General features: G+C 66.6%; 20 protein-coding genes. 10 read left to right on the top strand and 10 right to left on the bottom strand.

The features are described from left to right. The first annotated feature begins 87 nt into the window (after positions 1 to 87). The 4 genes from A5645_RS23135 to A5645_RS23120 all read left to right on the top strand — a co-directional run bounded on the left by A5645_RS23135 (position 88) and on the right by A5645_RS23120 (position 6,234). Complete coding sequence (locus A5645_RS23135; protein ID WP_065131184.1) at positions 88 to 1,899, top strand: serine/threonine protein kinase PknE; 1,812 nt, start codon at positions 88 to 90, stop codon at positions 1,897 to 1,899. Positions 1,900 to 1,905: 6 nt separating this feature from the next. Beyond that, positions 1,906 to 2,391: an SRPBCC family protein gene (locus A5645_RS23130; RefSeq protein WP_065131175.1), complete on the top strand. Its 486-nt coding sequence runs from the start codon at positions 1,906 to 1,908 to the stop codon at positions 2,389 to 2,391. A gap of 61 nt (positions 2,392 to 2,452) precedes the next feature. Further along, positions 2,453 to 4,783 carry a Tex family protein gene (locus tag A5645_RS23125; protein ID WP_065131174.1) on the top strand — a complete coding sequence of 777 codons (2,331 nt, stop codon included), beginning with the start codon at positions 2,453 to 2,455 and terminating at the stop codon, positions 4,781 to 4,783. A gap of 101 nt (positions 4,784 to 4,884) precedes the next feature. Continuing rightward, entirely contained in the window at positions 4,885 to 6,234 is a 1,350-nt protein-coding gene (locus A5645_RS23120; protein ID WP_065131173.1) for an acyltransferase family protein, read from the top strand. Here A5645_RS23120 and A5645_RS23115 read toward each other — a convergent pair. The 5 genes from A5645_RS23115 to glgX all read right to left on the bottom strand — a co-directional run bounded on the left by A5645_RS23115 (position 6,173) and on the right by glgX (position 11,245). Then, the gene (locus A5645_RS23115; protein WP_065131172.1) at positions 6,173 to 6,610 is read right to left on the bottom strand and encodes a nuclear transport factor 2 family protein; all 438 of its coding nucleotides are present in this window, start codon (positions 6,608 to 6,610) and stop codon (positions 6,173 to 6,175) included. The two genes, A5645_RS23120 and A5645_RS23115, sit on opposite strands and share 62 nt — an antisense overlap. 12 nt (positions 6,611 to 6,622) lie before the next feature. Then, positions 6,623 to 7,747, bottom strand: a complete 1,125-nt coding sequence (locus A5645_RS23110) for an FAD-dependent oxidoreductase (protein WP_065131171.1) — start codon at positions 7,745 to 7,747, stop codon at positions 6,623 to 6,625. Next, on the bottom strand, positions 7,744 to 8,637 hold the full coding sequence (locus A5645_RS23105; RefSeq protein WP_081288519.1) for a DUF1295 domain-containing protein: 894 nt from the start codon (positions 8,635 to 8,637) through the stop codon (positions 7,744 to 7,746). Before A5645_RS23105 ends, A5645_RS23110 begins: the two co-directional genes overlap by 4 nt. 141 nt (positions 8,638 to 8,778) lie before the next feature. Further along, positions 8,779 to 9,054, bottom strand: a complete 276-nt coding sequence (locus A5645_RS23100) for a DUF4235 domain-containing protein (protein WP_065035716.1) — start codon at positions 9,052 to 9,054, stop codon at positions 8,779 to 8,781. 22 nt (positions 9,055 to 9,076) lie between these two features. Beyond that, positions 9,077 to 11,245 carry a glycogen debranching protein GlgX gene (gene glgX / locus A5645_RS23095; RefSeq protein WP_065131170.1) on the bottom strand — a complete coding sequence of 723 codons (2,169 nt, stop codon included), beginning with the start codon at positions 11,243 to 11,245 and terminating at the stop codon, positions 9,077 to 9,079. A gap of 375 nt (positions 11,246 to 11,620) precedes the next feature. On the opposite strand from glgX, the gene A5645_RS23090 reads away from it, so the two are divergent. Continuing rightward, the gene (locus A5645_RS23090; RefSeq protein ID WP_065131169.1) at positions 11,621 to 13,120 is read left to right on the top strand and encodes a glycoside hydrolase family 183 protein; all 1,500 of its coding nucleotides are present in this window, start codon (positions 11,621 to 11,623) and stop codon (positions 13,118 to 13,120) included. 18 nt (positions 13,121 to 13,138) lie between these two features. Here the strand turns inward: A5645_RS23090 and A5645_RS23085 are convergent, their stop codons facing one another. After that, the gene (locus tag A5645_RS23085; RefSeq protein ID WP_065131168.1) at positions 13,139 to 13,963 is read right to left on the bottom strand and encodes an SDR family NAD(P)-dependent oxidoreductase; all 825 of its coding nucleotides are present in this window, start codon (positions 13,961 to 13,963) and stop codon (positions 13,139 to 13,141) included. 49 nt (positions 13,964 to 14,012) lie between these two features. Between A5645_RS23085 and A5645_RS23080 the strand changes: the two genes are divergently transcribed. Further along, a complete protein-coding gene (locus A5645_RS23080) occupies positions 14,013 to 15,614 on the top strand; it encodes an arylsulfatase (protein ID WP_065035738.1) in 1,602 nt (533 codons plus the stop codon). Positions 15,615 to 15,636: 22 nt separating this feature from the next. On the opposite strand, the gene A5645_RS23075 is transcribed toward A5645_RS23080, so the two are convergent. Both A5645_RS23075 and A5645_RS23070 read right to left on the bottom strand, forming a co-directional pair. Continuing rightward, complete coding sequence (locus A5645_RS23075; RefSeq protein WP_065035712.1) at positions 15,637 to 17,037, bottom strand: fatty acid desaturase family protein; 1,401 nt, start codon at positions 17,035 to 17,037, stop codon at positions 15,637 to 15,639. 16 nt (positions 17,038 to 17,053) lie between these two features. Further along, complete coding sequence (locus A5645_RS23070) at positions 17,054 to 18,151, bottom strand: ferredoxin reductase (RefSeq protein ID WP_065035711.1); 1,098 nt, start codon at positions 18,149 to 18,151, stop codon at positions 17,054 to 17,056. A 545-nt stretch (positions 18,152 to 18,696) separates the two neighbouring features. On the opposite strand from A5645_RS23070, the gene A5645_RS23065 reads away from it, so the two are divergent. The 3 genes from A5645_RS23065 to A5645_RS23055 are packed head-to-tail and all read left to right on the top strand — an operon-like array spanning position 18,697 to position 22,573. After that, positions 18,697 to 19,803 carry a type III polyketide synthase gene (locus tag A5645_RS23065; protein WP_081288517.1) on the top strand — a complete coding sequence of 369 codons (1,107 nt, stop codon included), beginning with the start codon at positions 18,697 to 18,699 and terminating at the stop codon, positions 19,801 to 19,803. Between the two features lie 11 nt (positions 19,804 to 19,814). Next, a complete protein-coding gene (locus A5645_RS23060; protein WP_065131167.1) occupies positions 19,815 to 20,318 on the top strand; it encodes an isoprenylcysteine carboxyl methyltransferase family protein in 504 nt (167 codons plus the stop codon). Positions 20,319 to 20,356: 38 nt separating this feature from the next. After that, the gene (locus A5645_RS23055) at positions 20,357 to 22,573 is read left to right on the top strand and encodes a molybdopterin-dependent oxidoreductase (protein ID WP_081288516.1); all 2,217 of its coding nucleotides are present in this window, start codon (positions 20,357 to 20,359) and stop codon (positions 22,571 to 22,573) included. 10 nt (positions 22,574 to 22,583) lie between these two features. Here A5645_RS23055 and A5645_RS28245 read toward each other — a convergent pair whose 3' ends face one another. After that, entirely contained in the window at positions 22,584 to 22,748 is a 165-nt protein-coding gene (locus tag A5645_RS28245; RefSeq protein WP_172830595.1) for a hypothetical protein, read from the bottom strand. A 180-nt stretch (positions 22,749 to 22,928) separates the two neighbouring features. Beyond that, the gene (locus A5645_RS23050) at positions 22,929 to 23,159 is read right to left on the bottom strand and encodes a hypothetical protein (protein WP_231123122.1); all 231 of its coding nucleotides are present in this window, start codon (positions 23,157 to 23,159) and stop codon (positions 22,929 to 22,931) included. A 79-nt stretch (positions 23,160 to 23,238) separates the two neighbouring features. Here A5645_RS23050 and A5645_RS23045 point away from each other — a divergent pair, with 79 nt between their 5' ends. Next, positions 23,239 to 24,636: a protein kinase domain-containing protein gene (locus tag A5645_RS23045; RefSeq protein WP_065131182.1), complete on the top strand. Its 1,398-nt coding sequence runs from the start codon at positions 23,239 to 23,241 to the stop codon at positions 24,634 to 24,636. Positions 24,637 to 24,672 lie beyond the last annotated feature (36 nt).

The raw sequence follows: 24,672 nt of genomic DNA, 5'->3' as shown, positions 1-24,672 counted from the left end.
GTACTCGGGTCCGACGCCTCCACGGTCGGGCGCGTGCAGGTGCTTCGGGTCGGTTAGCCGCGCGAAAGGCGGGTGAAGGAGTCGGCGATGGGTGACACGACCGAGGGTTCGCGGGAAGGCACGCAATTCGGACCATATCTGTTGCGACGCTTGGTGGGTCGCGGCGGCATGGGCGACGTCTACGAAGCCGAGGACACGGTGCGGGAGCGGGTCGTCGCACTGAAGCTCATGTCGCAGACGCTCTCCCAGGATCCGGTCTTCCGCACGCGCATGCAGCGCGAGGCGCGCACCGCGGGCCGATTACAGGAACCGCACGTCGTGCCGATTCACGACTACGGCGAGATCGATGGCCAGCTGTATGTGGACATGCGCCTGATCGACGGCAAGGACCTGGCCGCCCTGCTGAAGCGTTACGGCCCGCTTCCCCCGCCGCGCGCGGTCGCCGTGGTGCGCCAGATCGGTTCGGCGCTGGACGCGGCGCACGCCGCCGGAGTGACCCACCGCGACGTCAAGCCGGAAAACATCCTGGTCAGCGCCGACGATTTCGCCTACCTCGTGGACTTCGGGATCGCCAGCGCCGGCACCGACGAGAAGCTCACCCAACTCGGCAGCACGGTGGGCACGCTCTACTACATGGCTCCGGAGCGCTTCGGCGAGACCGAAGTCACCTACCGGGCCGACATCTACGCGCTGGCCTGCGTCTTGTACGAGTGCCTGGTCGGGACCCCGCCGTTCCGTGGCGACCAGCTTGCCGTCATGGGTGCGCATCTCAACCAGCCGCCGCCGCGGCCCAGTGTCGCGCGCCCGGGCATCCCCGCCGCCTTCGACGAGGTGATCGCCCGCGGCATGGCCAAGGACCCGGTAGACCGCTATCCCACCTGCAGCGACCTGTCCGCGGCGGCCTACGCCGCCCTGGCCACTCCGGACAAGGACCGCGCCAGCGACATCCTGCAGCGCAGTCAGGTGGCGCAGGTGCCGCCGTCCTTCGCGGGGCAGGCACCTAGCGGGTTTGTGCCGTCGCCGGCGCCGTCGCACGGCTGGTCCACCCCGTCGTCGTTCGCGGCCATGCCGCCCGGGCCGCCCTCGAGTGGCCCACTGCCGGCGCAGTGGCCGGGCACCCAGGGCTGGGGCGGTGCACCCGCGGGCACCGTCGGCACGCCGCCGTGGGGCCAGCAGCAAGCCCGTCCCACCAAGCTGCTGCGCAAACCCTGGTTCTGGGCGGGGCTGACGATCGCCGTGATCGTGGCGGTGGTGGGTGGGGTGATCATCGGCTTCTCGCCGCGTCGGGAGTCACCGCAGCCGCCCAAATCCTCCACGGCGGTGCCGGCCGCGGACGCGGTCACGTTGAACGTCCTCAACGACGGTGTGTTCGTTGGCGGTTCCGCTGCGGTCGCGACGATCGACGTCTTCAACGAACCGATCTGCCCGCCGTGCGGCGCCTTCATCAGGTCCTACGCCGGCGACATCGATGCCGCGGTGGCGAACAAGAAGCTCGCGGTGCGCTACCACCTGCTGAACTTCCTCGACGACCAGTCGCACACCAAGAACTACTCGACCCGGGCCGTGGCGGCCTCCTATTGCGTTGCGGGCCAAAACGACCCGAAGGTTTACACCAATTTCTACTCCGCTCTGTTCGGCAGCGACTTCCAGCCGCAGGAGGGTGCCGCATCGGATAGGACCGACGCCGAGCTGGCTCGGCTGGCGCAGTCCGTCGGGGCGAACACCAACGCGACCAACTGCATCAAATCGAGAATGGACCTTGGCACCGCGCAGATCAAAGCGAACAATTCCAGCGCGACCCTGGCCGGGTTCAATGCCCAGGGCACGCCGTTCGTATGGGACGGCACCGGCGGGGTGGACCTACAGAATCCGAACTGGCTCACCAAGCTGATCGGCTGACTGCAAATGACCGAACGCATCGAGATTGATCGCACCATCGCCGCGCCGGCAGCGGACATCTTCGCGGTGCTATGCGACCCGCAGGGCCATGTGGCGATCGACTCATCAGGAATGTTGCAGGACGCCGAAGGCGGCCCGGTGGCCGCCGTCGGTGACACCTTCGTAGTCCACATGGATCGGGAAGCGCTGAACGATTACCCGCAACTGGGCAAGTACGACGTCACGGTCGAGATCTCGGAGTTCGAACGCGATCGGTTGATCGCTTGGACCATTCTCGGTCAGATCCGGCCGCAAATCGGTCACATCTACGGTTACCGGCTACAGCCGACTCAGGACGGCGCGGCCACCGTGGTCACGTCGTTCTACGACTGGTCCAACATCGACTCCACGTGGCGTGAAGCCGGGATCTTCCCGGTCATCTCCGAAGGCGCGCTGCGGGCCACGCTCGGCATCCTGGACCGCACCGTCCGACGCGGGTACCCGCGCCGGTAAACCGGCTCGCCGGGGCCAGGGTTGCGGGGGGCTGTCAGAGGCGTTCGGTAGGGTCCCTCGGGTGACTCCCACAGCCAGCATCAAACCCGTAAATGCCCGTCTCGCTGAGGAACTCGCGATTACCGAGGCCCAGGTGGACGCGGCCGTCAAGCTGCTCGACGACGGCGCCACCGTCCCGTTCATTGCCCGGTACCGCAAAGAGGCGACCGGCAGCCTCGACGACGGGCAACTTCGTCACCTCGAGGAGCGGTTGCGGTATTTGCGGGAACTCGACGAGCGGCGCGCTGCGGTGCTGGCCTCGATCAAGGAACAGGGCAAGCTCACCGACGAGCTGCGCGGCGCCTTGATCGCCGCCGACACCAAGGCACGCGTCGAAGACATCTACCTGCCCTACAAGCCCAAGCGGCGGACCAAGGCACAGATCGCCCGGGAAGCGGGCCTGGAGCCACTGGCCGATCGACTGATCGCCGACTCGACCCTGACGCCGGAAACCGCTGCCGGGGAATTCGTCGGCGCCGCCGTCGCCGACACCGCCGCCGCACTGGAGGGCGCCCGGCACATCCTCATCGAGCGCGCCGCCGAGGACGCGGAGTTGGTCGGCTCGGTTCGCGAGACGTTCTGGGGCAGGGCTAGCCTGCGCACCGGCCCAGCCTCCGAGGAAATGGCGAAAAGCCCTGCTGCGCAGAAGTTCCGGGATTATTTCGAGCACACCGAATCGGTGCGGGACATGCCCTCGCACCGGGTGCTGGCGATCCTGCGTGGCGAGAAGGAGAAGGTGCTGGCCTGCAATTTCGACGGCGGTCCCGACGATGAGTACGAGGTAATGATCGCGCGTGCCCTCGGCATCGACCTGGCCCGGCCCGCCGATCGCCACCCCGCCCAGCGCTGGCTGGCCACCACGGTCAGCTTCGCCTGGCGCACCAGGCTGATGTTCTCCGCGACCGTCGATGCCCGGGTCCGGTTGCGGCAGCGGGCCGAAGAGGAAGCCGTTGCGGTATTCGCGCAGAACCTCAAGGACCTGTTGCTGGCCGCACCCGCCGGCGCCCGCCCGACGCTCGGCCTCGACCCGGGCTTCCGGACCGGTGTCAAGGTCGCCGTGGTCGACGGCACCGGCAAGGTGGTCGACACCTGCGCGATCTACCCACATCAGCCGCAGCGGCAATGGGATGCGGCCAAGGGGACCCTTGCCGCGCTCATCGCCCGGCACGATATCGAGCTGGTGGCCATCGGCAACGGCACCGCGTCGCGCGAAACCGACGCTCTGGTAAGCGAATTGATCTCTGATATCCGGGCGGCCGGGGGACCGGCGAGCGCGCCTGTCAAAGTGATGGTGAGCGAAGCCGGCGCATCGGTCTATTCCGCTTCGGCGTATGCGGCGCACGAGCTACCGTGCCTCGACGTCACCCTGCGTGGAGCGGTCTCCATCGCCAGGCGCCTCCAGGACCCGCTGGCCGAACTGGTCAAGATCGAGCCCAAATCGATCGGCGTGGGTCAATACCAACACGACGTGACGCCGGGCATCCTCGCCCGAAGCCTGGACGCCGTCGTCGAGGACGCGGTGAACGCGGTGGGCGTCGACGTCAATACCGCGTCCGTCCCGCTGTTGGCGCGGGTATCGGGCATCTCGGATTCCTTGGCCGAGGCCATCGTGGCCCACCGCGACGGCACCGGGCCGTTCGCCAACCGCGGTGCCCTGCTCAACGTTCCTCGGTTGGGGCCCAAGGCTTTTGAGCAGTGCGCAGGCTTCTTGCGGATCCGCGACGGCGACGACCCGCTGGATGCCTCCGGTGTGCACCCCGAGGCTTATCCGGTGGTCCGGCGCATCCTGGACCGCAGCGGTCTGTCGCTGGCCGAGATCATCGGTGATCAGCGCGCGCTTCGGAAGTTGCGGGCCGCCGACTTCGCCGACGACACGTTCGGTGTACCGACGGTGACCGACATCCTCGCCGAGCTGGAAAAGCCTGGCCGCGACCCCCGGCCCGCGTTCACCTCGGCGACGTTCGCGGCCGGGGTGCAGAAGATCACCGACCTCAAGCCCGGCATGGTGCTGGAAGGCGTGGTGACCAATGTGGCCGCATTCGGTGCCTTCGTCGACATCGGGGTGCACCAGGACGGCCTGGTTCACGTCTCGGCGATGTCCGACCGCTACGTGGCGGATCCGCATGATGTCGTGCGGTCCGGGCAAGTGGTGCGGGTGCGCGTCACCGATGTCGACGTGGAACGCCAGCGCATCGGATTGACCCTGCGTCTACAGGACCGGGCGCCGCGCGAGCAGCGCAAGGACCGGTCGCCCGCACCGCGGGCCCGCGGCAACCACACCGGTCGCCGCGAGGCTGCCCCGGCGGGCAATTCGATGGCTCAGGCGCTGCGCGACGCGGGCTTTGGCAGGTAGGAGGGCAGCTAGCCAGGGAGATAGACGCACAGAACTCGCTGGTTAGCGGGTCGGGTAGTACTACTCATTCGCCGCGGCCCACCGATCGGCATGCTGGTCGAATGCCCCTCGCTACCTCCACTCCCACCGGCGTGCCCGGTCCCGCCTCAAATGAGGCGGCCGCCAGCCCGCGCGACCGGGCCGTCGACGTCGCGCGGCTTACCGCCCTGGTCGTCGTGATGTTCGGCCACTGTGCGCTGCTGCTCGGCACCATTGACGCCGGCGGCGTGCGGATCGGCAATCTGCTCGGCGCGATGCCCGCGATCGCGCCGGTGACCTGGATCGTGCAGGTGATGCCGCTGTTCTTCCTGGCCGGCGGCGCCGCCGGTGCCTACGGCTGGCACCCGGGCGCGGCCTGGGGTTCGTGGCTGTTCAGTCGCGCGCAGCGGTTGTGCCGCCCGGTGTTCTGGTACCTCGCGGCGTGGACGGTCGCGCTGCTGGTGGTACGCGAAACCGTTGGGGAGGAATCGGCGGCGGACCTCGGCCGCGAATGTGTGGCGCTGCTGTGGTTTCTCGGCGTGTACCTGGTGGTGCTGGCGTTCGTGCCGGCGCTGACCCGGTTGCGTACCGGCCGTTCGCTCGCCCTGACCCTGGGCGGCCTGCTCGGCCTGGCCGCCGCGGTCGACGGGATCCGATTCGCCGTGGGCACAGCCGAATCCGGGGTGGCGAACTTCCTGATCGTGTGGCTGATCCCGGTGGTGATCGGTGTCGCGTATGCGCGCGGACTGGTCGGTGTGCGTGCCGCTGTCATCGCGGCCGTCGGTGCGTTCGCGGGCCAGGTGCTGCTGGCGGTTGCCGGCAGGTACGAGGTCTCGCTGGTGGTGACCGGCGCGGAGCGCATGTCGAATGTCGCCCCGCCGACGCTGTTGCTGGCCCTGCACTGCACCTGGATGTCGTGTGCGTTCGTGGCCGCCGCGGCCCCGATCCGGCGCTGGGCGGCGCGGCCGCGGGTCTGGTATGCCGTCGCGGTGGGCAACGGGGGAGCGATGACGCTGTACCTGTGGCACATCCCGGCGATCGCCCTGGCCGCCGTCGGCCTGCACGCGATCGGCCTGGACGCCTACGACGTGCACGCCCCCGGGTTCTGGGGCCTGCTCGCGTTGCGGGCGGTGGTGTTCGCCGTCGTCATGGCAGTGTTGTTCCGGCTGCTCTCACCGCTGGAGCACCGACGGCTGCCGTGGTGGGACGGCCCGATCCGCTCCGCCGGGCCCCGGACGGCGGTTGCCGGGGTGCTGGTATGTGTCGCAGGGGTTCTGGTGGTGCTGCTCGCCAAGCACGGGATGACCGGTGTCGCCGGGTGGACGGCATTGGCCTGCTTTGTGGCCGTGGCGGCATCGGCCCGCGCCGCGATCAGCCCCGGGCCATCGCGGAATTCGGTGCGGCCCAGTCGGTCGACACCTTCCGGTGCTTGATCAGCCACGTGTCGGCGTCGGGTACCAGGACGTCGCGGTACCGCCCGAAATGGTCGAGCCCGACGTGTGTCGTCACGGTGAAGTACGACGAGACGAAGGCCCGCTCCGGTGTCAGCCCGGTGAACAACACGTTGACCACGTTGTGCCGGACGATGGGTTTGACATCGGTGCCCGTGGCGATGCCGCCGGTGAGGCCGCCGAGGAACTTCGCGATCTCGGAGCGGCCGTGCAGTGATTGCCGCCCGCGGATTTCCAGCACACCGTCGGAACAGAATGTCGCGGCAAGGTCGTCCACCAAGCCGGCGTCGCCCGACCAGTTGTAGCGTGCCAACGTGTCGCGAATCTGTTCCCGCGCAACAAGTTCCCAGATCTCCACTACCGCTTCTCCTTACCCGAACGGGCGGTTCGCCCGTACCCCGCGGTACATGCCCCAACGCACGATCAGCGGCATGACCACCCGTTGTACCGACCACAACGGGAACCGAAATGCGTGGCCGGTGGGCAGGAACACCTCCAGCCCGTCGGGTTGGATCCCGATCAGCGAGCCCCACCGCCGGGCCGGCGCCCGGAACGCACGCAGCGGGCGGTCGGCGAACGTGGCACGAATGTTGCGGGCCAGCAACGCATCTCCCCGGTTGCGGGCGGAGCTGCGCAGTGGGTCGGTGGCCGCCACATCACCGACCGCGAAGACATCGCGATAACCCGGTACCGACAGTTCCGGTGTCACCCGGACGAATGCCCGCTCGTCCAGCAATTCCGGCGGTAGCCAGCCGGTGTTCGGCCGGACCCGACCGATCGCCCACAGCACGGCATCGGCGACGGACGGGGTCTGTCCGGAACTCCAGCGGATCGGTTCGGTGGTGATCGCGTCGCCGGTGAAATGATCTGCGATCAGAGCACGGTGGCCCGGGTGCAGCCCCACCCCGAGTCGCTCCAGCCGGGCCTGGACACGCTTCCAGATCCGCGGGTGGTACTCACTGAGCGGGCGTTCACCGGGAAAGTACAGGTCGATTCGCTTGTCCGGCCAAGTGGTGGCCAGGTTGACCGCCGAGCTCACCGCAGCCGCTCCGCCGCCGACCACGATGACCGATTTCGCGGTCGCCAATTGCTCATGTGCCGCATACAGATTCGCGCCTACATCGGCGGGCGACTGCAGCGTCGGCTGGCGCCAGAACCCATTGCTCACACCGGTGGAGATCACCAGCGCGTCGTAGCCCTCGGTGAAGGTGGTGCCGTCGGGACGGCGGCCGGCGACCGTGTGGGCCGCCAGGTCGACGCCGGTCAGTTCGCCCTGCACGGTCCGCACCCGGTCGAGTCGGCGAAACCTGTCGAACGGGATCCAGTAGTCCCGCGCCCAGTCGTCGGGCCGGGCGAGTCGGACACCGAGTTCCTGGCCGCTGACCAGCCCGGGCTTGACCGAGATCCCCACCACGTCGGCGTGCGGGGCCAACCGGATGGCGGTCAGCAGGCCGACGTCGCCCAGGCCCGCGACCACGACGCGTTTGCGGCTCACGCAGCGACTCGGCGCGGCGGCCGGGGCACGAAGCGCGGCACCCGATCAATCACCTGCTGATACTCCGGGCGGCGCTGCAGACTCCGCGTCTCCATCATCGGGATGCTGGCACCCAGGAACATGGCCAACATCGCCGCCGCACCGACGAACAACCACCATGCGTCCGAGGGCGATGCCGCGACCCCGAACAGGGCCAGCGCGAACCAGAAACTGAACTCTCCGAAGTAGTTCGGATGCCGAGACCAGCTCCACACCCCGCGCGTCATGGCCTCGCCGGCGCGCCGGTCCCGCACGAATCGGTGCAGCTGGACGTCGGCGATGAGTTCGAGCGCCACCGCGGCGACACCAACGACGAACGCGACGATGGTGAGCCACCGGATGCCGGAGCCGGCATGGGTGAGGCAGACGTACACCGGCAGCATGCCGGCGAACACCTGGGTCGTCGGAATGAGGTGGATCGCGACCAGGTCGACGAGGAACTCCCATCGCCCGGCCCGCTCGCGAAACATCGGGTAGCGCCAGTCCTCGTGATGAAGTCCCGGGAAGCCGTAAACCCAGTTTGCGGTCAAGCGCACCGCCCACAAGGTCACCAGCGTGGCCACCAGCCAGCACCGCAGTTGGTCGACACCCGGCCCGGTCTGACTCCACCAGTAGAAGCTGAGCAACGGCGGGATGACGCTCCAATAGGCGTCGTAGAAGCTCGAGTTGCGGTAAGCGCGGCTGAATGCGAACACCACCACCGTGGCCAGCACATCGGCGACGAAAGTGTCCAGCCAAAGCCGCCCGGTGCGCGGGCCCCACGCCAACCAGGCGGCGGCTACGCCAATGGCTATCACATATGCGACGGTGACCAGCGTCAGCGATCGGGCCTTGCCCATCGTTGCGGTCATGGCACCCGGTTCACTTCTGCGACTGCGCTTTTGGGCCAGCAGCTAACATCCGGGTCTCCTTGCCACACTGCCCGGTCATCCCAGGAAACCGGCGCGGTCGGCAAAACTGTAACACGTTCTATCGACCGCCCGGGCCGGGAGTTACGGAGCGGGAGACTCGTGCGTGACGGCCTGGTAGCCGCGTGCGCCCACCCGGTCGACCGCGGCCCGCACCACGCCGAAGATCAGGCCCTGCAAACCCGCGCCGATCAGGGCGGAACGGGTCGAGTTGCTGAGGTCTTTCGGATCCGGCGGCGCCTGGTCGTCATCGCTGAACCGCTTCCACACCTGGCTGAACACGGCCCCGGCCAGCAGGCCGCCCGTCACGCTGGTGACAATCGAGAGCGGCATGTACAGGGCTTTGGACTTTGCACTCATGACGATCCTTCGTTCTCTGGGTCTATTCGTCGTGGACCTGCTGCAGCAGGATCATCGCCCGGCCGGCAACCGTGATGTTGCCCTTGGGTCCAATGGCGTCTTCGTGCTCGACCTGCCCGGTGGCGGTCGACGTGTCCAGCACCGCTCGCCAGTTGGCGCCGAATTCGTCCGGCGGAAGCGTGAATTCGATCGGCTCGTGGTGGGCGTTGAAGCACAGCACGAACGAGTCGTCGGTGATGCGTTGGCCGCGCGCATCCATGCCGGGGATGCCCAGCCCGTTGAGGTACACCGCGACCGATTTGCCGAAGCCGGAGTCCCAGTCCTCGTCGCTCATCTCCGAACCGTCCGGCCGGAACCACGAGATGTCGGGGATGCCCTGCGAACCCCGCCGGCGCACCGGAGCACCGGTGAAGAAGCGCCGCCTGCGGAACACCGGATGGGCGGCCCGCAGCGCGGTCACCGACCGAGTGAACTCCATCAGGTCGGTGTCGGCGTTGTCCCAGTCGATCCAGGTCAGCTCCGAGTCCTGGCAGAACCCGTTGTTGTTGCCGTTCTGGGTGCGTCCGAGCTCGTCACCGTGGCAGATCATCGGAACACCCTGGGACAGGATGGTCGTCGCGAGAAAGTTGCGCTGCTGCCTGGCGCGCAGGGCGTTGATCTCCGGGTCGTCGGTCGGGCCTTCCGCGCCGCAGTTCCACGACCGATTGTGTGACTCGCCGTCGTTGTTGTCCTCTTTGTTGGCCTCGTTGTGTTTTTCGTTGTAAGAGACCAGATCTCGCAGCGTGAATCCGTCGTGCGCGGTCACGAAGTTGATCGAGGCCACCGGCCGGCGCGCGGTGTGTTCGTAGAGATCCGCCGAACCGCTTATCCGGGAAGCGAATTCACTCAGGATTGCGTCCTCGCCACGCCAGAAGTCACGGATGGTGTCGCGGAACTTGCCGTTCCATTCGGTCCATTGGGGCGGGAAGTTGCCCACCTGATACCCGCCGGGCCCGACGTCCCAGGGCTCGGCGATGAGCTTCACCTGGCTGACGATCGGATCCTGTTGGACGAGTTCGAAGAACGCCGACAGTCGGTCCACGTCATAGAACTCGCGGGCCAGGGTCGAGGCGAGATCGAAGCGGAATCCGTCGACGTGCATCTCGGTCACCCAGTAGCGCAGCGAATCCATGATCAGCTGCAGGGTGTGCGGGTGCCCGACGTTGAGGCTGTTTCCGGTGCCGGTGTAGTCCATGTAGTACCGCTTGTCGTCATCGACCAGACGGTAGTAGGCGGCGTTGTCGATGCCCCGCATCGACAACGTGGGCCCCATGTGGTTGCCCTCGGCGGTGTGGTTGTAGACCACGTCGAGGATGACCTCGATGTTGGCCTCGTGCAGGGTGCGGACCATGGCCTTGAATTCCTGCACCTGCCCGCCGGGATTGTTGCTGGCGGTGTACTTGAAGTCGGGGGCGAAGAAGCCGATCGTGTTGTAGCCCCAGTAGTTGGAGAGGCCCTTGTCGATCAGCGTCGAGTCGTTGGCGAAGTGGTGCACCGGCATCAACTCGATCGCGTTGACGCCCAGATTGGTGAGGTGCTCGATAATCGCCGGGTGAGCGATCGCCGAGTAGGTGCCTCGAATGCGCTCGGGGATGTCGGGGTGCGTCTGAGTCAGGCCCTTGACGTGGGCCTCGTAGATGACCGAGTCGGCGTATTCGTGGCCCGGCGGCCGGTCGACGCCCCAGTCGAAGTACGGGTTGATCACCACCGACTTGGGCATGTTCGCCGCGGAATCTTCGTCGTTACGGCTGTCGGGGTCGCCGAAGTTGTAGCTGAACAGCGACTGGTCCCACTGGAAGCTCCCGTCGATCGCTTTCGAGTACGGGTCGACGAGCAGCTTGTTGGGGTTGCAGCGCTGGCCGTTGCCGGGGTCGTAAGGCCCGTGTACGCGGAACCCGTACCGTTGCCCCGGTTCGACGCTGGGCAAAAAGCCGTGCCAGACGAAGCCGTCGACCTCGGGCAGGGGGATCTTCGTCTCTGCGCCGTCGTCGTCGAACAGGCACAGTTCCACCCGCTCGGCCACCTCGCTGAAGACGGCGAAGTTGGTCCCCGACCCGTCGTAGGTTGCGCCCAGCGGGTAGGCCTTGCCGGGCCAGACCTCCGGTCGCTCCTCGTCACGAGAGCCGGGATGCTGCTGTCCGCTGGTAACCACCGTGCCTCCTGTTTTCCTGGATTGGACCGGACTGTGAACATCGGCGGTCGGGGGACTGTATATCCGCTGATGTGCCGGGCTAAGCATGAGATTGCTCTCAAAGTTTCGACCCGTTGCAGACGACAAACGCGGTCGTCGCGGCGGCCTTCCGGAACCCGCCGAAATGCCTGCGCGCCTGTCGATTTCAAATTGAACTCAAAATATGACAACTGTTCGTGACAGCGGGTCGGGCCGGCGTGTGATCGCTAGGGTTGCGACACGGTCACGGACCCATACCTATTGACTGATCACTGGTCACAACAACCTCACCGCTCACTATCGTCACATCAACCACTGCGGACGTCAATCTGGCGTCCGACCCCTGAGAGGTGTGACATGTCGGCGGTTCCCCGCTTTGTTTCGGTATCGCTGGCAGCGACGGCCGCAATCGGACTCATCCTCCCGTTCGGCCTCGCTCCGTCGGCGAACGCCTTGCCGTGTAGCGCCCCCGCAGCCAATGTCCCGCCACCGGCGAACGCGGTGGTGACGAATCCCGGGGGCAAGGTGCTCGGCCCGTTGAACAAACGGCCGCGCGGTGCGAACGACCGTGCGCCGCTGCCCAGGCTGGGCCCGCTGCAGCGGGTACCCCAACAGGGTCAGAGGTACTCCGCGCCGCTGCAACAACAAGCGCTTGTCCCCGGCGCCAACCCGGCTCCACCGGTTCCAGCTCCACCGGCCGCGGGAGCGCAACCGCCGGCCGCCCAGCTCGCTCCGCCGGCAGACGCGGCTCCGCCGCCGAACCCGGCGCCGGTGCCGGAAGCGGCTCCGCCGGAGGGTGCGCCCGATGCGCTTGGCGCACTGGGAGGTTCCAACACGTCGCTGGTCGAGTGGGTGACCGGTCCGGAGGGCCCCAACAAGACCCTGGAGCGGTTCGGCATCTCCGGAACCGACCTCGGAATTCTCTGGGACAACGGCGATCCGGCGAACCATCAAGTGCTGATGGCGTTCGGTGACACCTTCGGCTACTGCGCTGTCAAGGGTGACCAGTGGCGCTACAACGTGCTGTTTCGCAGTAACGACCATGATCTGTCGCACGGCTTGCACGTGGCCGAGGGCGATCCGAACAATCGCTACGCCGGCTCGCCGACCCAGCAGCCAGGGTTCTCCAGACAAGTCATCAACAGCATCAAGTACGCCAAGGAAGAGACCGGCATCATTCCGACCGCCGCCATCTCCATCGGCAAGACCCAATACATCAACTTCATGTCGATCAAGGACTGGGGCCGGGACGGAGAGTGGTGGACGAACTACTCCGGAATCGCGATGTCCACCGACAACGGCCAGACCTGGGCGGTCTATCCGGGAACGATCCGCGCGAACGGGCCCGACGCCGCGCGGGTCCCGTACGTCGAGGGCAACGAGAACTTCCAGATGGGCGCCTACGTCAAGGGCAGCGACGGCTACCTGTACTCGTTCGGCACACCGAACGGTCGCGGCGGCGCTGCCCATCTGTCCAGGGTGCAGCCGCGCTTCATTCCGGACCTCACCAAATACGAGTACTGGAACGGTGATTCGAACTCCTGGGTGCCGAACAGGCCCTCGGCGGCCACTCCGGTGATCCCGGGTCCGGTCGCCGAAATGTCGGCGCAGTACAACACCTACCTCAAGCAGTACCTGGTGATGTACACCAACGGCGCCAACGACGTCGTGGCCAGGACCGCGCCGGCGCCCCAAGGACCATACAGTCCGGAGCATCTTCTCGTGTCGAGCTTCTCAATGCCCGGCGGCATTTACGCCCCGATGATGCATCCCTGGACCACGGGCAAGGACGTGTACTTCAACCTGTCGCTGTGGTCTGCCTACGACGTGATGTTGATGCACACCAGCTTGGGCTGACCCCCGGCGCCGTGCCGGTCATGCCTGAAAAGGCCGATTCGTCCATTCCCGGCCTTCGCGCCGCGATGAACGGAACCAGCCACCCGCCGCGCCGGTGCCGCCATCGGTCGGGATGGTGTGGCCGGTGACGAAGGCCGACAGCTCGGAGGCCAGAAACAGGATCACCCGGGCCTGGTCCTCCGGCCGACCCATCCGCCCGACGGGCACCCAGTCCGGCCACCGTTGCTGCTCGTCGGGGGAGAGCCACTGCGTGTACGGCACCTGTATCGACTCGGTGACGTCCGGGCCGATCGCGTTCACCCGCACGCCGTCGCGACCGACCTGCACCGCGAGGCTGCGGGTGAACTGGATGACGGCCGCTTTGAAGGCCGCGTAGACCGGATCCTCCGGATATCCGCGTAACCCCTCCACCGACGACACGTTCACGATCGCACCCGCATGCCGCTCGACCATCGCGGGCAGGAACGCGCGGGTGACGAGGAAGACGTGATGCAGGTTCACCCGGTAGAGCTCGTCCCAGAGTTGCGGGTCGGTGCCAGCGAAAGCGCCGGGGTGCCGCACCCAGTCACCCACATTGTTAACCAGCACGTCGACGCGCCCGTAGCGCCGCAGCACGGTGTGTGCCAACGAGGCGACCTGTTCGGCATCCCGTACGTCGGTGGGCACCGCGACTGCCGGGTCGCCGATCTCGGTGGACACCTGCTCCGCCCGACCGGCGTCGATGTCGGCGATGACCACGCGGGCGCCGTGTTCGACAAACAACCGCGCGGTGGCCGCGCCGATGCCACCCCCACCGCCGGTTACCACCGCCACCCGCCCGGTCAACAACTCAGCCGACGTCATCACGCGTCTATCTTCGGTCACGGTCACCGATGCTGACAGGATGCTCCAGGTGAAGCGACCCAACTTTCTGGTGATAGTGGCCGACGATCTCGGCTTCTCCGACATCGGTGCATTCGGCGGCGAGATCGACACGCCCAACTTGGACCGCCTGGCATACGACGGCGTCCGGCTCACCGACTTCCATTCGGCGCCGGCCTGCTCGCCCACCCGCGCGATGCTGCTGACCGGCACCGATCATCACGTCGCGGGCATCGGCACCATGCTCGAGGTCGCGATCCCGGGTTTTCAGGGCGCTCCCGGCTACGAGGGTTACCTGAACGACCGCGTCGTTGCGTTGCCCGAGTTGCTCCGCGACGCCGGCTACCTGACGCTCATGTCGGGCAAGTGGCATCTGGGCGCGACGATCGAAACCTCCCCGTGGGCACGCGGATTCGACCGCTCCTTCGCCCTGCTGCCCGCCGGCGCCAGCCACTACGGTGGCGCGGGCGGGGCCGGATTCTCGCCGATACCGACGCAATACACCGAGGACGATCGGTTCGTCACCGTTGGCGACGACTTCTACTCATCGGATTCCTACACCGACACCCTGCTGCGTTACCTCCGCGAGCGGCCCGCCGACGACGACCGGCCGTTCTTCGCATACCTGCCCTTTCAGGCGCCGCACTGGCCGCTGCAAGCACCGGACGAATCGGTGGCCAAGTACCGCGGCCGCTACGACGCCGGTCCGGACGCGCTGCGCGACGAGCGGTTGGTGGCGTTGGGGCGGCTGGGCCTGTGCCCGCCGGACGTCGAGGCCCACCCCGTGGTTGCCGACGGCGCCCCCGAGTGGGACGACATGAGCGAGGACGAGCGGGCCCGCTCGGCTCGCAGCATGGAGGTCTACGCCGGCATGGTCGACCGGATGGACTGGAACATCGGGCGGGTGATCGACTATCTGACCGAAACCGGCGAACTCGACGACACCGTGGTGGTCTTCCTGTCGGACAACGGCGCCGAAGGAGCGATCGTCGAAGCGATGCCATTGCGCGGCGCCCAGATCGCCGCCCAGATCGAAAAGCATTGCGACAACAGCCTGGACAATTTGGGCCGCCCCACTTCCTACATTTGGTACGGACCGCGCTGGGCGCAAGCCGCAACGGCACCGTCGCGCCTGCACAAGGCGTTCACCACCGAGGGCGGAATCCGGGTGGTGGGGTTCGTGCGGTGGCCCGGCTTCGACCGCCGGGGACAGATCGGCACCGCCTTCACCACCGTCATGGACATTGCGCCCACCGTGCTGGAGCTTGCCGGCGTCGAACATCCCGGCACCCACTACGCCGGCCGCGATGTGGTGCCCATGCGCGGTCGCTCATTGCTGCCGTACCTGTCCGGCGCCGCCGACGAGGTGCACGACGGCCGGACAGGCACCGGCTGGGAGTTGTTCGGCCGCCGCGCGATTCGTCAAGGTGACTGGAAAGCGCTCTACCTGCCCGCCCCGTACGGCCCCGGCAGGTGGGAACTCTTCGACTTGTCCAGCGACCCGGGCGAGATTCACGACCAGTCCGACGCGCATCCCGAGAAGCTGGCCGAGCTGCTGGCGCTCTGGGACCGATACGTCGAGGAGAACGGCGTGGTGCTCGAGCCGGTGTCGGTGTTCGAGATGTTCGACTGAGGCGCTTCGGGTCCGCGCGACCTCAGTCCTTACCGCGCGGGGGAGGCTGCACCTCCACGCCGCTGGACTCGTGCTCGGGACCGGCCACTGGGTGCTCGGCAGGCACCCGGTCCCGGAACCGGCTTGCCTCACCGGGCTCCTGAGTCTCTGGCGACCGCTCGCTACCCCGGTACGGCCCGGGCTTGGCACGCGGCTTGCCGCCGGGGAACGCTAGCCGAAAGATGGTGCGGTGCACGGTGTACCACTGCTTGCCGAACCGGCCGGAGTTGTACGGCAGCTCGTAGCGCTCGCAGATCTCCTTGACTTTCGGTGCGATTTCGGAGTACCGACTGCTGGGCATGTCGGGATACAGATGATGCTCGACTTGATAGCCCAGATTGCCGCTGATGACGTGGAACAGCGGACTGCCCTCAATGTTGGCCGCGCCCACCAACTGACGTAGATACCACTCGCCGCGCGTCTCGTCCTCCACCTCTTCCTCGGTGAATGTGTAGGTCTGGTCGGGGAAGTGGCCGCAGAAGATGATGGCGTGGGCCCAGACGTTGCGGATGACATTGGCCAGCGCATCTGCGGCCAGCGTGCGCAGGTAGGTGCTCTCCGCGCCGGACACCTTGTCGAGGAAGCTTGCGGTCTTGCCGACTCGGCCCTTGGCCGAGATGCGCCGCAGTCGCCGGCCGATCCGTGATGTGGCAGGCTGCTCGAGGCGTCCGCCCAGGGCCAGTTGCACCAGCGTGAACGCCCCGGCGCTGATCAACGGCCACCCGATGTAGTCCTTGATGACCTGCGAACGTGCCTTGACGCCAATGCCTTTGAGGTCCTTGCGTACCTCGGACCACGGCTTCTCGCGGGCCCGAATGGCTTCGATGTCCATGTCGTGCACCGCCACGCCCCACTCGAACAAAATGGTGAGCAACAGGTTGTAGAGCGGTTGCCCCAAGTAGTACGGACGCCATTTCTGCTGCGGGTCGATCCGCATGATCTCGTAGCCGAGATCCTTATCCTTGCCCAGGATGTTGGTGTAGGTGTGGTGGATGTAGTTGTGTGAATGCTTCCACGACTCGGCGGTGGACGCGGTGTCCCAGTCCCACTTCGATGAGTGGATATCGGGATCGTTCATCCAGTCCCATTGCCCGTGCATGACGTTGTGGCCGATCTCCATGTTTTCCAGGATCTTGGCCATGCCCAGACACGCGGTCCCCAGCACCCAGGCGGTCTTCGAGCGCGAACCCAGCAGCAGCACGCGGCCGAGCACCACGATCTGGCGTTGCACGGAGATGACTGTCTTGATGTAGCGACGGTCCCGCTCACCGAGGTCGGCGAACACCTCGTCGTGGATCGCGTCGAATTCCTTACCGATTTTCTCCCGCTCCTGTTCCCCGAGGTGGGCGAACGGGCTTTTCGGACGTTCCAGAGTTGAAGTCACTGCCTATACCTTTCGATCAGAGTTCGAGTTCGACGTCGCCCTCGGCGCTGTTGATGCAGATCCTGATGTCCTGTCCGGTGGGCTCGCTGACGTCACCGGAGCGCAGATCCCGCACCTTGCCCGACTTGAGCGTTCCCACACAGGTGTGGCAGATGCCGATGCGGCAACCGAAGTTGAGCTCTAGCCCGGCGTTCTCACCGGCTTCCAAGATCGACGTACCGCCGTCGCACTCGGCGGTCTTGTCGCTCTTCAGGAAGCTGACTTCGCCACCCTCACCGTCGCCGGCGCCCCCGCCGATCTTCGGCTGGAACCGTTCGAAGTGCAGGCGATCGGGATCGCCGTTGTTCTCCCAGTGCTCGATCAGCGCATCAAGCATTTCCTCCGGCCCCGAGCAGAACGCTTCCCGCTCGCGCCAGTCCGGACACACCTCGTCCAGGTCGCCGGGTTTGAGCCGGCCGCGATCCGACGTCAGACGCAGGTCCAGTCGCATCCCCTCGTGCCGTCTCTCGAGTTCCTCGAGATCGGACAGGAACATGATCTGCTCGCGGGTGCGCGCGGAATGAATCACCAGCACGTCGTTCATCTCGTTGCGGTGGTCGAGGCTGCGCAGCATGCTCATGATCGGCGTGATGCCGCTTCCGGCGCTGATGAACAGCATCTTGGCCGGCAACGGCTCGGGCAGCGTGAATACGCCCTCGATCTCGCCCAGGCGCACCAACTCGCCGGGCTGGATCCGTTCGACCAGATACGGCGAGACGACGCCGCTGTCCACCTTCTTGGGCGTCACGCTGATCAGGCCATCGGCCGGTTCCGGATCTGAGGTCAGCGAGTACGCGCGCCAGTGGTAGACACCGTCGATGACCAGGCCGAGCCGGATGTACTGGCCCGGCTTATGGCCCGGCCATTCGTAGCCCGGCCGGATCAGCACGCTCGCGGCCTCCGAGCCTTGCGGCTCGACACGCTCGACCTTCCCGCGCAGCTCCTTGGTGGTCCACAGCGGGTTGATCATTTCGATGTAGTCGTCGGGCTGAAGCGGCTTGAATAAATTCCGCACCGCTTTCAGAAACCATCTACGGCCACGAGGTACTTGGGGCTGGGCTCCGCGTTCCGCCATATGCCAAGAGTACACAGATGTTTACTGAAACAAACCCGGCGGCATAGAAATATCAAATAAACAGCGCGTATCTAGTGCCGGAGCGTTTACAGCACAGAATACACTCGTTCACCGAGTGGCGATAGATTCACGATCAGAGGTGGCGCCGGACGAGACGTCAGCTAACGGGTTCCCCACCATGCCGATGTTCACACCTGCGAAAACAAATAGTTGCGCCGATGCCGGCTCGAGACGACGCTCGACCGTCGCGCCCGGCACGAGGTGAGTGGCGACCCGCGCGGCAGGGCCACCCAGGCTCGGCGGGCGGCGTTGCCGACGGCCGCACCGCCACCCCGTGCGCCGGCGAACACGCGGCCTAGTTCGGTGCGGTCACCAAAGATTAAGCGTGACAAGGGCTTCGGCAGGCGATGGCACCATACGCGCGATGGCTGAAAAGCACCTCAGAGGCGGCTGCCAATCTGTTGTGCGGAGCGGAAAAGGCGAAATGTGTTCCAGGTAACCGTCTTTTGATGAACTAACGAGCCATCGGTCCTCGTGGCCCAACTATGACTGTTACAACGTATTCCCGATCAGCCGACCAAGCCGGCCGCCACGACCACGGCGCACCCCGGATCGCCGGCACCGCGGTGGCCTTTCCGCCGCACCGGCACAATCAAGACGAGGTCGCACGCGTGCTGACTCGGGTGACGGGCCCGGATTTCATGCGCTTCGCGAGCACCGCCGGTGTCGACGAACGCAATCTGGCCCTTCCTCTCACGCGCTACCCGGAACTGAGCGGCTTCACCGAGGCCAATAACGCCTACATCGAAGTCGCGACGGAACTTGGTGAGCGAGCGGTACTTTCGGCCCTGGACGCGGCCGGCATCGAACCACGCGAAGTGGACGCGATCGTGGTCGTCTCCAGCACAGGGATGGCGGTACCGACCATCGATGCGCGACTGATCTCGCGGGTCGGACTGCGGCCCGACGTGAAGCGCATTCCGCTGCTCGGGCTGGGCTGCGTGGCGGGTGCTGCGGGGATGGCTCGGGTGCACGACTACCTGCGGGGCTTTCCCGGCGACGTGGTAGTGCTGTTGTCGGTGGAGCTGTGCTCGCTGACGCTGCAGCGTGACGATGTCTCCATTCCCGCGCTGATCGGCGTGTGCCTGTTCGGCGACGGTGCCGCTGCGGTAGTCGCGACCGGCGCCGATCGGGTTCCGCAGCGACGCACCGAGTTCCGTCAGCCTCAGGTCGTCGCCACCCGCAGTCGGGTCATTCCGGACACCATCAGCGTGATGGGCTGGGACATCAGCTCCAACGGATTCGGGCTGGTGATGGGCCGTGAGGTCCCGCAGATGGCCGACGACTACCTACGTGGCGAGGTCGACGACTTCCTGGCCGAGAACGGATTGTCGATCGCCGACATCTCGGCATGGATCTGCCATCCCGGCGGGCCGAAGGTCCTCGACTCCATCGAGAACGCCCTCGGGCTGCCACCCGAAGCCGTGGTACACAGCCGAAACTCCATGCGGGAGAACGGGAACGTTTCTTCGGCGTCGGTGCTTGACGTGCTGCGCCGGACGGTTGCTGATCCGCCGTCGGACGGTTCGTTCGGAGTCATGATGGCGATGGGCCCCGGCTTCTGCTTCGAACTGCTGCTGCTGCGCTGGTGAGGGGACAGGACATGTTCTACTTCCTGTTCATCCTGGCCATCGGCGTCGAACGACTCGTCGAGCTCGTGGTCGCCAGGCGCAACGCGGCATGGTCGATTGCGCGGGGCGGCCGGGAGTTCGGCCGCGGTCACTATCCGGTGATGGTCAGCATGCACGGACTGCTCCTCGTCTCGTGCGTCGGTGAGGTCTGGGCACTGCACCGCCCGTTCATCCCCTGGCTGGGCTGGCCCATGGTCGCGATCGTCGCGCTGAGCACCGTCGTTCGGTGGCGCTGTGTCGCGACCCTGGGCAAGCGCTGGAATCCGCGACTGATCGTGATTCCAGGTGCGCCGCTGGTCACCGGCGGGATCTACAAGTGGATTCGGCACCCCAACTACACCGCCGTCGCGGCGGAGGTGGCGGCCCTGCCGCTGGTGCATTCGGCCTGGGTCACGGCGCTCGTGTTCAGCGCCGCCAACGCCGCGGTACTCAACGTCCGGATCCGCGCCGAGAACGTGGCGCTGGGCTACGTCTAGGGCTTCCGATACCCGTAGTAGCGGAATACAGTGGGTGGGTGAGCAGCCCCCGAGACGGCAGGTATCTGCACACCTGCCCACTGTGTGAAGCCATGTGCGGCTTGGAGATTCGAGTGCAAGAGGGAAAGGTTGCCGGCATCCGCGGCAACCGGGACGACGTATGGAGCCGCGGTCACATCTGTCCCAAGGGCGCCTCCCTGGCCGGTCTGCACGATGACCCCGACCGAATCCGGCAGCCGCTGATCAAGGTCGACGGACAGTTTCAGGAAGTGACTTGGGACGCGGCGTTTCGTCGCTGCACCGAGCTGCTCACACCGGTGATCAACAAATACGGCATTGGCGCGGTCACCGCCTACACGGGCAACCCGCTGGCCCATTCGTTCTCGCTGGCCCGGTACACGGGTGTGCTGCTGGGCATGTCCGGGATGCCGGTCACCTACTCGCCGGGCACCGTGGACCAGTGGCCCAAGAATCTGTCATCACATCTGATGTATGGCGGCTGGTGGAACTTCCCGGTACCCGACATCGAACGAACCAACCTGCTGGTGATCATGGGCGCCAACCCGGCGGCATCGCAGGGCTCACTACTTGCCGCGCCGAATGTCATGGGTCTCATCGATGCGATTGTCAAGCGCGGCAAGGTGATTGTGGTCGACCCGGTGCGCACCGTCACCGCCGCCCACGCCAGCGAGTGGCTGCCCATCGTGCCGGGCACCGACGCGGCGCTGCTGCTGGCGGTCGCGCACACGCTGTTCGCCGAAGGGCTGGTGCACGCAGCGCCATACGTCGAGGGCCTGGACGCGATGCGCGAGGTCGCCGCCCAGTGGCCGCCGAGTCGGGTGAGTGCGGTCACCGGTATCGACGAGGAGCGCATCAAAAAGTTGGCCCGGGAACTGGCCGGCACCGAGAAATCGGTGGTATACGGCCGGATCGGACTGTGCAATCAGGAATTCGGCAGCCTGGCCAGCTGGCTGGTCGACGTCATCAACATTCTCACCGGGCATTTCGACGTGCCGGGCGGCGCCATGTTCCCGCGGCCTGCGGCCTGGTCCATCACCACCCAGCCGTTGCCGGGACTCGAAGGCGGCGCACCGGAATTCGGCCGCTGGCAAACGCGGGTGCGCGGGGCGAAGGAAGTCCTGGGCCAGGTTCCGGTGTCGTGCCTGGTCGAGGAGATAGCCACACCGGGGGAGGGGCAACTCAAGGCGCTGATCACCGTCGCGGGCAACCCGGTGCTGTCCTCGCCGGCCGGCGACAAGCTGGACGAAGCCCTGCCGATGCTGGAAGCCATGATCTCCGTTGACAATTGGGTCAACGAGACCACCCGGCACGCCAATGTGATCCTGCCCGGGCTGTCGCCGCTCGAGCAGCCGCACCACGACGACCTGGTGCTGCAGTTCGCCATCGGAAGCTTTGCCAACTACTCCGCGCCGGTGTTCGACCCCGGTGACCGCCCGCACGAGTGGGAGATCCTGATCCGGCTTACCGGTCTGTGCACCGGCACCCCCGCCGAGGAGGTCGACGTCGTCGCCATCGACGACGGCTTTTTCGACTATCTGGCATTCACCAGGGGCCTCGACGGTGCCACCATCCGCCGGCACTACGACCAGGGCGGACTCAAAAACAACGGCGGACCCGAACGAATGCTGGACCTCACCCTGCGTACCGGGCCCTTCGGTGATCGCTACGGCGAGAACCCGGGTGGCTTGACGCTGGAGCTCCTCAAGGCCAATCCGAACGGAATCGATTTCGGGCCGATGGTGCCGCAGCTGCCCGAGATCCTCGGCACTCCCGACAAGAAGATCCGGCTCGCGCCGCAGTACCTGCTTGACGACCTACCCCGGCTCGCCGCCCGGTTGGACCGGCCGGCCGACCCGCTCGTGCTGGTCAACCGTCGGCACCTGCGCTCCAACAACTCCTGGCTGCACAACGTGCCGTCGCTGATGAAGGGCAAGGACCGCTGCACCCTGCTGATGCATCCGCAGGACGCGGCCCGCCGCCGCATCTCCGACGAGGACATCGTCACGGTCAAGTCCGAGTCCGGCGAGATCAAGGTGCCGGTCGAGATCACCGATGCGATCAGGCCGGGTGTGGTGTCGATGCCGCACGGGTGGGGACACGACAAACCAGGGACCCGGCTGTCGGTGGCCAGCGCCTCACCCGGGGTCAACACCAATGTGCTGTCGCCGCCGACGTTCGTCGACGAACCGTCCGGCAACGGGGTCCTGAACGGGATCCCGGTGACGGTCAGCTGAGCACCGGCCGTCAGGCGCTGACGGACCCGACCTCATCGGCAGCGGCACGCATCTGGTCGGACAACCGGAGCAGATCATGCTCGCCCACCCCGTTGGGCAGGGTGTAGGCCACCTGGCGCAACTCGACGGCGTAATTGCGCAACTGCTGGCGGAGTCGCGCCTCAACCTTCGGCATGACTACCTCCTTACGAAGGGGGACTGGCCAAGGCGCCCCCCGATCGACGGCCGATCCAAACGTATGCCGACCGGGTCCCGGGCGCGACGCGGCCGGGCCCTTTTCAGGCCCTTTTTACGAGAGTTTGACGGCACATTTACAGTCCGCCGCCGCCGAACAACTGAGTCGGCGATCCGGTCCTCATTCGCGCCGATCGGGCTCTTCCAGCTCAGGATCTACCGGCACCGTCCGCTGCTGTTCCTGCCAGTCCGCCGCGTCGGCCTCCAGCGGCACGTCACCGGACTCCTGCACCTCGGACTCCTCCTCGAACAGCGAATCGACGGTGGGCCGCTGCTGCTCGGCCGCGTCGGGGATGGGCACATCGTCGGGGAATTCTGCGCGGTCGTACATGGACGCCGGATTACCCGACACCCCATGGACAAAACTCCAGCCCTGCGGCGGCGCGGGAATCCTCGGTTTCCCGGCCGAGACTGCGGGCTACTATGCCGCCATGGCGCTCGACGAAGGTTCGACGTTTGCCGGATACACCATCATCAGGCGGCTGGGATCCGGCGGAATGGGCGAGGTTTACCTGGCCCGGCACCCGCGACTGCCCCGGCAGGACGCGCTCAAGGTGCTGCGGACCGACGTCTCCGCCGACCGCGAATACCGGGAGCGGTTCCACCGCGAAGCCGACACCGCGGCGGCCCTGTGGCACCAGCACATCGTTGCCGTGCACGACCGGGGTGAGACCGACGGCCAGCTCTGGATCGACATGGACTACGTGGACGGCACCGACGCCGGTCAGTTGCTGGAGGAGCGGTACACCGGCGGCATGCCCGGCCCGGAGGTCGTCGACATCATCACCGCGGTGGCCGAAGCGCTCGACTACGCGCACGAGCACAAGCTGCTGCACCGCGACGTCAAGCCGGCAAACATCCTCATCGCACGACCCGACTCGCCGGATCGACGAATTATGTTGGCGGATTTCGGGATCGCCGGGCTGGTCGGTGAGTCCACCGGATTGACCGCCACCAACATGACCGTCGGCACCGTGGCCTACGCCGCCCCCGAACAGCTGATGGGCAACGATCTGGACGGGCGCGCCGATCAATACGCGCTGGCGGCTTCGGCGTTCCAGTTGTTGACCGGGGCGCCACCGTTTCAGCATTCGAACCCCGCCGTGGTGATCAGTCAGCACCTCAGCGCGTCGCCGCCAGCCATCGGCGACCGCCGGCCGGCGCTGGCCAATCTCGATCCGGTATTCGCCAAGGCGTTGGCGAAGGATCCCAAGGACCGGTATCTGCGGTGCGTCGATTTCGCGCGGGCCCTCGGCCATCATCTCGGCGATGTCGGCGACGCCGAGGCCACCAGCGCCTCCATGCCCGTCACCGCACCGCCCAAGGGTTCGCTGCGTCCCGCCGTACTGATCCCTGCGGTGCTGGCGATTCTGCTGGTCATCGCCGTTGCGCTGGCGATCCGCGAGTACGAGAGGGCCGACGAAGAAGAGCACGCCGCGCCCGGGGCGCGGACCTCGTCGGCCACAACCTCCGCCCCCGCGTCCGTGCCCGCGCAGCAAACGCCGGCCCCGACGGGGTCCGCCACGACGGGCCCGGCGGTTCCCGTGCCCGTCGTCGCGATCGGTGCCGTGTGTGCACCTCTGGGCAGCACCGGCATAACCAAGACCGGGGCCACCGCATACTGCTCGAAGCTGCAGGACTCCGATGCGACTATCTGGTCGTTGACCGAGAACACCGTCGCCAGCGCGACCGTCAGCTCAGCGCCCGAGCCGAGCGAGTCGCCGGTGCCGACGGAGCAGGAGGGGCCGATCCGCATCTGCATGCAACAGACCGGCCAAACCCGGCGTCAGTGCCGCGAGGAGATTTTGCGCAGCAACGGACTGCCGTGACGCGGCAAAGTCGCGCCGGTAACCCATATTTCACGT

Source organism: Mycobacterium asiaticum (genome assembly GCF_001673635.1).
Lineage (GTDB): Bacteria > Actinomycetota > Actinomycetes > Mycobacteriales > Mycobacteriaceae > Mycobacterium > Mycobacterium asiaticum_C.
The sequence above is the reverse complement of the archived record's forward strand: the minus strand, read 5'-3'. Positions and strand labels throughout refer to the sequence as shown.